Origin of the sequence: Amycolatopsis sp. NPDC001319 (assembly GCF_042896185.1) — a bacterium.
Lineage (GTDB): Bacteria > Actinomycetota > Actinomycetes > Mycobacteriales > Pseudonocardiaceae > Amycolatopsis.
The window spans coordinates 922,105-930,319 of the sequence record NZ_JBIAWY010000004.1; the positions used below are offsets into that span (position 1 = coordinate 922,105).

Sequence of the window (8,215 nt, forward strand, 5' to 3'; positions counted from 1 at the left end):
GCTCGGCGCCCGGATTTCCCGCCACCTGGCGGAGGTGGCGCGGGGCCCGGCCGGGCCAGGATGATCAGGCGAGAGCCACGACGTCCTGGGAGGTACCGAGATGACCGCGACCCGTCCGCAGGTGGGGCCGCCGCTGCCGTTCGACCCCGAGCTCGAGGTGGTGCTGGAGCAGATGCGGGCCGATCGGCCGGCGCTCGACTCGGCCGCCGCGATCCCGGCCCTGCGCGAGGAGCGTGCCACGCGTGAGCTCTCGCTGGAGGAGGTCGCGGCCGACGGCACGGTCGAGCTGTCCGAAGTGGACGCTTCCGGGGTGCCGCTCGTCGTCGGCCGCCCGACGGGCCTCACCGGTCCCGCTCCGGTGCTCTACTGGATGCACGGCGGCGGCATGATCCTCGGCGGCCACCGCGGCCGTGACCTGCTGGTGCTCAAGGAGTACGCGGTTTCGCTCGGCCTCGCGTTCGCCTCGGTCGACTACCGCGTCGCCCCGGAGCACCCGCATCCCGCACCGGTCGAGGACTGCTACACGGGTCTGAAGTGGACAGTCGAGCACGCCGCTTCCCTGGGCGTCGACCCGTCACGCGTGATCGTCGGCGGCGCCAGCGCGGGCGGCGGCTTGGCGGCCGCCGTGGCCCTGCTGTCCCGCGACCGCGGCGGCCCGGCGCTGCTCGGCCAGCTGCTGCTGTACCCGATGCTCGACGACCGCAACGACACCCCGTCGTCGTTCCAGATGGCCGGCCTCGGCGTTTGGGATCGCACCGCCAACGACATCGGCTGGACCGCCCTGCTCGGTTCCGCCCGCGGCGGCCCCGACGTCTCGCCCTACGCCGCCCCGGCCCGCGCGGCGGACCTCTCGGGCCTTCCCCCGGCCTTCCTGGACGTCGGCACCGCCGAAACCTTCCGCGACGAAGTCCTCACCTACGCGACCCGCCTGCTGCAAGCCGGCGTCCAAACCGAACTCCACGTCTGGCCCGGCGCCTACCACGGCTTCGACGGCTCGGCCCCGGACGCGGCGCTTTCGGTGCAGGCCCGGGCAGCGCGCGCTCCGTGGCTGCGGCGGATCCTCGGCTGAGCCTTACTTCGGGAGGTCTTTCATCCAGGCGGTCACGGTGATCTCCCCGGTCGTCCCCAGGTCGGTCTTCAGCGGGACGGTCTGCTCGGCCTCCCCGGGCGCCGCGACCACGCCCACCGCGGCGCCGGTCGTCGTGTCCCCCGAGGTCACCGTGGCCGACCACGACACCACGCTCATCAGCTTTTCGTGCGGGCCCAGCGTGAACGCCTTCGGCCCGGGATCCGGCGAGAAGTACGAGACGCCGTGGTGCACCTGAACGTCCAGCGGCTTGCCGCTGCCGTCGAGGACGCGCACGGTGGGGTAGCCGTTCAGCGTGCGCGCTTGGGCGTCGTTGTTGGTCAGCGTCAACACCGACGCCCGATGCCCGAGCCCGGCCTCGACGATCCCCGCGGACACCGCCAACGCAGGCGGCGACGCGACTCGCGACGAGCTCACCGGCGCCTGGGTGACCGGCGCCGGCGGCTCCCCTGAACCGCACCCGACGGCCACGAGGGCCACGACAACGACCGGCAAAGCCTTGGAGATCCCCATGGCGAGGAAACCTAGCTCTCGCCCACCCGGGACTGTGCCCGGCCCCGGGAATCGCCGGACAGACCCCGCCCTCCCGAGGGGGCGTCCCACGTTCAGTCTATCGGCGACCACCGACAATTCCCGGCGCGCAGGCCCCTCGAGGCCAGTTGTCCACACCCGATCGACTGGAGACAGTGCGCATGAATGCGCCCCGGACCGAACTCGGCCCGGGGCGCAGCACCTCAACCCAAGTCAGGAAGTCAACAGCGGCAACAACGGCTTCCGAACCGCCGTAGCAACGCCATCCGACGCCTCCGCCGCCGCGACCCGCTCCGCCGAAGGAACCCCGTACCCGGTAGTCCGCTGCCGCAACGGCCGACCCAGCGGCTCAACCATCGCACGCATGTCACTGATCGTCTTGTACGAGCCGTTCGACGCCCCCGCCATCCGGGAGATGGTCTCCTCCATCAGCGTCCCGCCGATGTCGTTGACGCCGCCCTGCAGGACGGCCCGGCTGCCTTCCTCGCCGAGCTTCACCCAGGAGCTCTGGATGTTGTCGATGGTCCCGTGCAGCAACAGCCGCGCCAGGGCGTGGACGGCGCGGTTCTCGCGCAGGGAGGTGCCCGGGCGGGCCAGGCCGGCGAGGTAGATCGGTGCGCTCTGGTGGATGAAGGGCAGCAGCACGAACTCCGTGAACCCGCGGCGGCCGTTGCGCTCCATGCCCTCGCGCTGCAGGCGCGCCAGCAGCTTCAGGTGCGCGACCCAGTGGCTGGGGTTGTCGACGTGGCCGTACATCATCGTCGACGTCGTCGGGAGGCCCACCGAGTGCGCGGTGGTCACGACCTCGATCCAGGCCGACGTCGGCAGCTTGCCCTTGGTGAGCACCCACCGCACGTCGTCGTCGAGGATTTCGGCGGCGGTGCCCGGCAGGGAGTCCACACCGGACTCCTTGGCGCGGATCAGCCAGTCGCGCAACGACAGGTTCGTGCGCGACGCGCCGTTCACGACCTCCATCGGGCTGTAGGAGTGGAGGTGGATGTCGGGCTGGCGGCGCTTGACCTCGGCGGCGAGGTCGAAGTACGCGGTGCCCGGCAGGTCGGGATGGATACCGCCCTGCATGCAGATCTCGGTCGCGCCCGCGGCCCACGCCTCGTCGACGCGGTCGCCGACCTGCTCCAGCGAGAGCGTGTACGCGTCGGCGTCGGTGCGACGCTGGGCGAAGGCGCAGAAGCGGCAACCCGTGTAGCAGACGTTGGTGAAGTTGATGTTGCGTGTGACGACGAACGTGATGTCGTCGCCCACCGTCTCGCGCCGCAGGTCGTCGGCGATGCGCGCCAGCGCGTCGAGCTCGGGCCCGTCGGCGTGCAGCAGGGCCAGCGCGGCGTCGTCCGACAGGCCGGCGGGGTCCTTTTCCGCGCTGCGCAGGGCTTCCAGGATGTCCGTGTCGAACTTCTGCGGCCCCGTCTTGATCTTGCGGCCGATTTCCTTCCAGTCGCCGTAGACGGAGTCGAAGTCGCCGCGGCGGTCCTCGGTGCGGCCGGTGGTGTCGATCTCGGTGTGCAGATCGGTGCGGCCCGACTGCTGCCAGCCGCCGTCCGGCTCCTGCCACGGGATCCCCACGGGCATCGCGTCCTCGCGCGCCAGCCCCGTCGCGGGGTCGACGAGCGCGGCCACGTGCCGGGTCACGCGCGGGTCGAGCCACGGCTCGCCCATGGTCACGTATTCGGGGTAGATGGTCAGCCGCTCGCGCAGCGTGTAGCCGGCCTTCTCCGTCTGCCGGGCCAGCTGGTCGATCTGCGGCCACGCGCGCTCGGGGTTCACGTGGTCCGGCGTCAGGGGCGACACGCCGCCCCAGTCGTCGATGCCGGCGCGGATCATCAGGTCGTACTGGTTGCCGATGAGGTTCGGCGGCGCCTGGATGCGCATCTTCGGCCCGAGCACGAGCCGCGCCACGGCGATGTTCGCCGCGAGTTCCTCGAGGTCGGCGTCCGGCGTCGCGCGCATCTTCGTGTCCGGCTTCGCGCGGAAGTTCTGGATGATGACTTCCTGGATGCCGCCGTACTCGCGCGCGGTCTTGCGGATCGCGAACATCGCGTCCGCGCGCTCCTCGTGCGTCTCGCCGATGCCGATCAGCACGCCGGTCGTGAACGGCACGGAGCTGCGCCCGGCGTCCTCCAGCACGCGCAGGCGGACGGCGGGATCCTTGTCCGGCGAGCCGTAGTGCGGGCCGCCCTTCTCGCTCCACAGCCGCGTCGCCGTCGTCTCGAGCATCATGCCCATCGACGGCGCCACCGGCTTGAGCCGCTGGAAGTCCTGCCAGCTCAGCACGCCGGGGTTCAGGTGCGGCAGCAGGCCGGTCTCCTCCAGCACGCGGATGGCCATCGCGCGGACGTAGGAGAGCGTGTCGTCGTAGCCGTGGGCGTCGAGCCAGTCGCGCGCGGCCTTCCAGCGGTCCTCGGGCCGGTCGCCGAGCGTGAACAGGGCTTCCTTGCAGCCCATCTCGGCGCCCTTGCGGGCGATCTCGAGGACCTCGTCCGGCGAGAGGAACGGCGATTCGAGCCGCCCGGGCACGGTCACGAAGGTGCAGTAGCCGCAGCGGTCGCGGCACAGCCGCGTCAACGGGATGAACACCTTGCGGCTGTAGGTGATGACGCCCGCGCGCCCGGCGGCTTCGAGGCCGGCGTCGCGGATGCGGGAGGCGTGCTCGGACAGCGTCTTGAGGTCGTCACCGCGCGCGTGCAGCAGCACGGTGGCCTCGGCGAGGTCGAGCGTCTTCCCGTCCCTGGCCCGCGCGAGCGCGCGGCGCATCGCCGACGGGGTGGGGGCGGTCAACTCGGGTTCGGGTGCCATTCCCGTCACGCTAGGACCAGCTCGCGCAAGCAGGCCAGTGCGTTGTCCGCCACGTGCTCACCCGTTCGGAAGTGACGATCATCCGCGCAGGTCAGAGGCCCGGAAAGGTTGTCGATCACCCGGGAGGAGTGTATTACCTAAAGTGTGGCATCGGTGATCGGGAAGCGCATCGGCGGCCGGACGTACTACTACCTGGCCGAGTCCGCGCGGGTCGACGGCGCGCCGCGGGTGGTGACGCAGCGGTACCTCGGCACGGCCGAGGACATCGCCGGCGCGCTGCCCGGCGGCGCGCAACCGGGCGGCGCGCGGCACCGCACGTTCGGGGACGTCGCCGCCGTGTGGGGCACGATCCAGCGCCTCGATCTCGTCCGGCGGGTCGACGCCGTGGCGGGCCCGCAGCGAGCCAAGACCACGCTCGGGTTCCACGTCGCGCTCGCCGTGCTGCACCGCGCGACCGGCGCGGGCGCGAGCTTCGAGGACTGGTGGGCCGGCTGCGCGGCGCAAGACCTCGTCCGCCCGCGTCCGCCGAAGGCCGCCGTCACCACGGCGGCCCACTGGCGGGCGTTGCAGCGCCTGACGCCGGAGCGCATCACGGGCGTCGAAACGGCGGTCGCCGAAGCCGTGCTCGACCTGCTCGGCGACGACGGCACCTCGGCGCTCGCGGTGGACGTTCCCCAGTTTGCGGCCTTCACCGCCGCCGACTGCACGGTGCCCTCGGCCTGCCAGGACGCGCTCGCCGGCCTCGGCCTCGTGGTCACGCGCGACGGCGCGATCCCGCTCGCGTCGCGCGTCTACCGCAGGGAAAGCGGCGCGGCGCCGACGTTCGGCGCGCTGGCGGGGGAGCTGGGCGAGCGGTACCCGGCCACGGACGTCACGCTCGTCTTCCACGCTGGGCAGGCCGCCCAGCTCGACCTCGGCGCGCGGCGCGGGTTCGTCGGCTCGCTCCCGCCGGCCGACCACCCGGAGCTGCTCACGCAGCCGGCGTCGGCCCGCCGGCGGGTGGACCCGGAACGCTTCGCCGGCCTGACGGCGATCGACACCCGCGCGACCGTCGACGGCGTGCGGCGCCGGGTCATCCTCACGCACTCGGCCACGCTGTACGCGGCTCAGTACCGCGCGTTCACCGACGAGCTGAGCACCGCGATCCGCGAGCTCGACGGCCTGGCCGCGGCCCTGGAAGCCGGCACCCACCGCGGTGACCGCACGCAGGTCCACTCGGAGATCTCGCGGGTGACCCGCGGCCGTCGCATCGGCCGGGTCCTGGAGGCGACGCTCAGCGGCACCCGGCCGGGCGAGATCCGGCTGACGCGCCGGGTCGACGAGGCGGCCGTCGCCCGGCTGGTGGACGAGTACTTCGGCAAGCAGATCCTCGTGACCGACCGCGACTGGCCGGTGGCCGAGATCGTCACGGCCTATCGCGCGCGGACCTACCTCGAGTCCACGTTCCGCTGGCTCACCGGTCCCGCCGCGCTCGGCCCGACGCCGCGGTGGGAGTGGACCCCGCACCGCGTCGCCGTGCACGCGCTGGTCTCGGTGCTCGCGGCCACCGTCACCCACCTCATGCGCCGCGAGGCCGACCGCGCCGGGATGAACCTGTCGGTGGGCGAGCTGCTCGACCAGCTGTGCGGCATCGGCGAGACGGTGCTGCGCTACCCGTCCACGGGCGGGCGGCCGCGCAGCCGCCGCATCCTCACCGACCGCGACCCGGCCCAGCAGGCGTTGTTCGACCTGTTCGGGCTGGAGCGGTTCGCGCCCTAGCCCTGGCTGTCCCGCTGGATGGTCAGGGCCGAGAAGCTCTGCACGACCGGCATGATCTCGATGACGTTCACGTTCACGTGCGGCGGCTGCGCGGCGGCCCAGAACACGGACTCGGCGATGTCGTCGGCCGTGAGCGGGGTGGTGCCGGCGTACACGTTGGCGGCCTTCTCGTCGTCGCCGAAGCGGACGTTGGAGAACTCGGTGCCGCCGACCATGCCGGGCTCGATGTTGGTCACGCGCACGCCGGTGCCGCGCAGGTCGCTGCGCAGGTTGAGGCTGAACTGGTGCACGAACGCCTTGGTCGCGCCGTAGACGTTGCCGCCGGGGTAGGGGTAGGTGCCGGCGATGGAGCCGATGTTGATCACGTGGCCGCTGCCGCGTTCGACCATGCCGGGCAGCACCGCGCGGGTGAGGTGCACGAGACCGGTCACGTTGGTCTCGATCATCTGGTCCCAGTCGTCGAGCTTCGCCTCCTGCGCCGGCTCGAGGCCCTTGGCCAGGCCCGCGTTGTTCACGAGCACGTCGATCCGGCCCCAGTCGCCGGGCAACGCGCCGACGGCCGAGGCGATCGCGTCGCGGTCGCGCACGTCGAGCACCACGGGCAGCACGGACTCGCCGAGCTCCGAGGTCAGCGCGGCGAGCCGGTCGGCGCTGCGGGCCGCGGCGACGACCCGCGAGCCCTCGGCCACGAACCGGCGCGTGATCGCGGCACCGAACCCGGCACTCGCGCCGGTCACGAATACGGTCTTCATGGGGTGGGTCACCGTTCTTCCGCCTGGTGGTCCGGCCGGGGCCGGAGTGCGTTCAGGAACCGGCCGAACACGTCGTTGAACCCGGCCGCGGACTCCAGGTTAGGCAGGTGGCCCGCGCCTTCCAGCACCGCCAGTGTGGAACCGGCCACGAGCCCGTGCACGAGCTGTGCGTCGGAGACCGGGGTGAACTCGTCTTCGCTGCCGACGGTCACCAGAGTGGGGACCGCGACCTGTTCGAGGGTCACCCGGTAGTCGGGGCGCAGCGCCCGGGCCCGGAGTGCCGCGGCGGCGCCGGCGGGCGGGGCCGTGCGCATCATCGTGAGCACGTGCTCGGCGACTTCGGGGTTCTTCGCGCGGGTTCGCGGGGAGACCATCTTCGGGAGGAGCTCGGTCGCGTAGTCGCGCATGCCTTCCTGCTCGATCCGGTCGGCGGCCGCTCGTCTGTTCCGGCGGCCTTCGGGGGTCTCGGCGGTGGGGAAGGTGTCGGCGAGCAGCAGTGCCCGGACGCGCTCGGGGTGGTCGGCGACGGTCTGCATGGCGATCTGGCCGCCCATGGAGAGGCCGCCGAGCACGAAGGTGGCAAGGCCGAGGTGGTCGGCCAGCGCGATGAGGTCGTGGGTGAAGTCATTCAGGCCGGCCACGGCAGGACCCGTGCTCGCGCCGTAGCCGCGGAGGTCGGGGACGACGACGCGGAAGCCGCGTTCCGCGAAGTGCTCGGTCTGGGGGCGCCACATGGAGCGGTCGAAGGGGTGGCCGTGGACGAGGAGCAACGCCGGGTCGCCGGTGCCGTGGTCGTCGTAGGTGAGGACGGGGCCGTGGCCGGTGTGGAGGGTGGGCATGAAGCCGACGGTAGGCAGAGCTTTGGCTCGGTGCAATGCGTTGCAATGTAGTCGGAGCAATGTTTTTCGCCGGCCGACGACGCGGCTGGACGGGGTGTCCGGCGCCCCGGTGCGCCGTTTCCGGGGATAACACGGGGTTTGACCTGGGAAGATCGCGTTAAGGGACCCCCCTGTTTTGGGGCGTTTCCGGCCATGTAAAGTTCTCCAAGTCGCCAGGGAAACCGGGCGGCCACCGGGACACGAACCAAGCTCTCGCCTCAGGCGATTGAGTGGGTGGCCCAAACAACAAAGGCTTGAAACAACGCCGATGGTTGGTGCGCACTGGGTGCGGATTGACTTGAAGTGTGTTGCTTGAGAACTCAACAGTGTGCTAGTGAACTAAGCCAGTAGAGCTTATATGAAACCCCCTCGTCGGGGTTTCCTTTGAGAAAACTAGA

6 protein-coding genes are annotated in these 8,215 nt (G+C 71.6%); 2 read left to right on the plus strand and 4 right to left on the minus strand.

Features of this window, described 5'->3' with window-relative positions:
• The first annotated feature begins 100 nt into the window (after positions 1 to 100).
• Positions 101 to 1,069, plus strand: coding sequence for an alpha/beta hydrolase (locus ACFY1H_RS19190; RefSeq protein ID WP_386947884.1), 969 nt, complete (start codon positions 101 to 103; stop codon positions 1,067 to 1,069).
• 3 nt (positions 1,070 to 1,072) lie between these two features.
• Here the strand turns inward: ACFY1H_RS19190 and ACFY1H_RS19195 are convergent, their stop codons facing one another.
• Positions 1,073 to 1,600, minus strand: a complete 528-nt coding sequence (locus ACFY1H_RS19195; protein ID WP_386947887.1) for a DUF4232 domain-containing protein — start codon at positions 1,598 to 1,600, stop codon at positions 1,073 to 1,075.
• Between the two features lie 231 nt (positions 1,601 to 1,831).
• Positions 1,832 to 4,429: a bifunctional FO biosynthesis protein CofGH gene (locus tag ACFY1H_RS19200; protein WP_386947890.1), complete on the minus strand. Its 2,598-nt coding sequence runs from the start codon at positions 4,427 to 4,429 to the stop codon at positions 1,832 to 1,834.
• A gap of 153 nt (positions 4,430 to 4,582) precedes the next feature.
• Here ACFY1H_RS19200 and ACFY1H_RS19205 point away from each other — a divergent pair, with 153 nt between their 5' ends.
• Positions 4,583 to 6,187, plus strand: coding sequence for a transposase (locus ACFY1H_RS19205; RefSeq protein ID WP_366587303.1), 1,605 nt, complete (start codon positions 4,583 to 4,585; stop codon positions 6,185 to 6,187).
• Here ACFY1H_RS19205 and ACFY1H_RS19210 read toward each other — a convergent pair.
• A complete protein-coding gene (locus tag ACFY1H_RS19210) occupies positions 6,184 to 6,939 on the minus strand; it encodes an SDR family oxidoreductase (RefSeq protein ID WP_386947894.1) in 756 nt (251 codons plus the stop codon). The genes ACFY1H_RS19205 and ACFY1H_RS19210 overlap by 4 nt on opposite strands.
• Before the next feature lie 8 nt (positions 6,940 to 6,947).
• On the minus strand, positions 6,948 to 7,778 hold the full coding sequence (locus tag ACFY1H_RS19215; protein WP_386947897.1) for an alpha/beta fold hydrolase: 831 nt from the start codon (positions 7,776 to 7,778) through the stop codon (positions 6,948 to 6,950).
• Between the last annotated feature and the right edge of the window lie 437 nt (positions 7,779 to 8,215).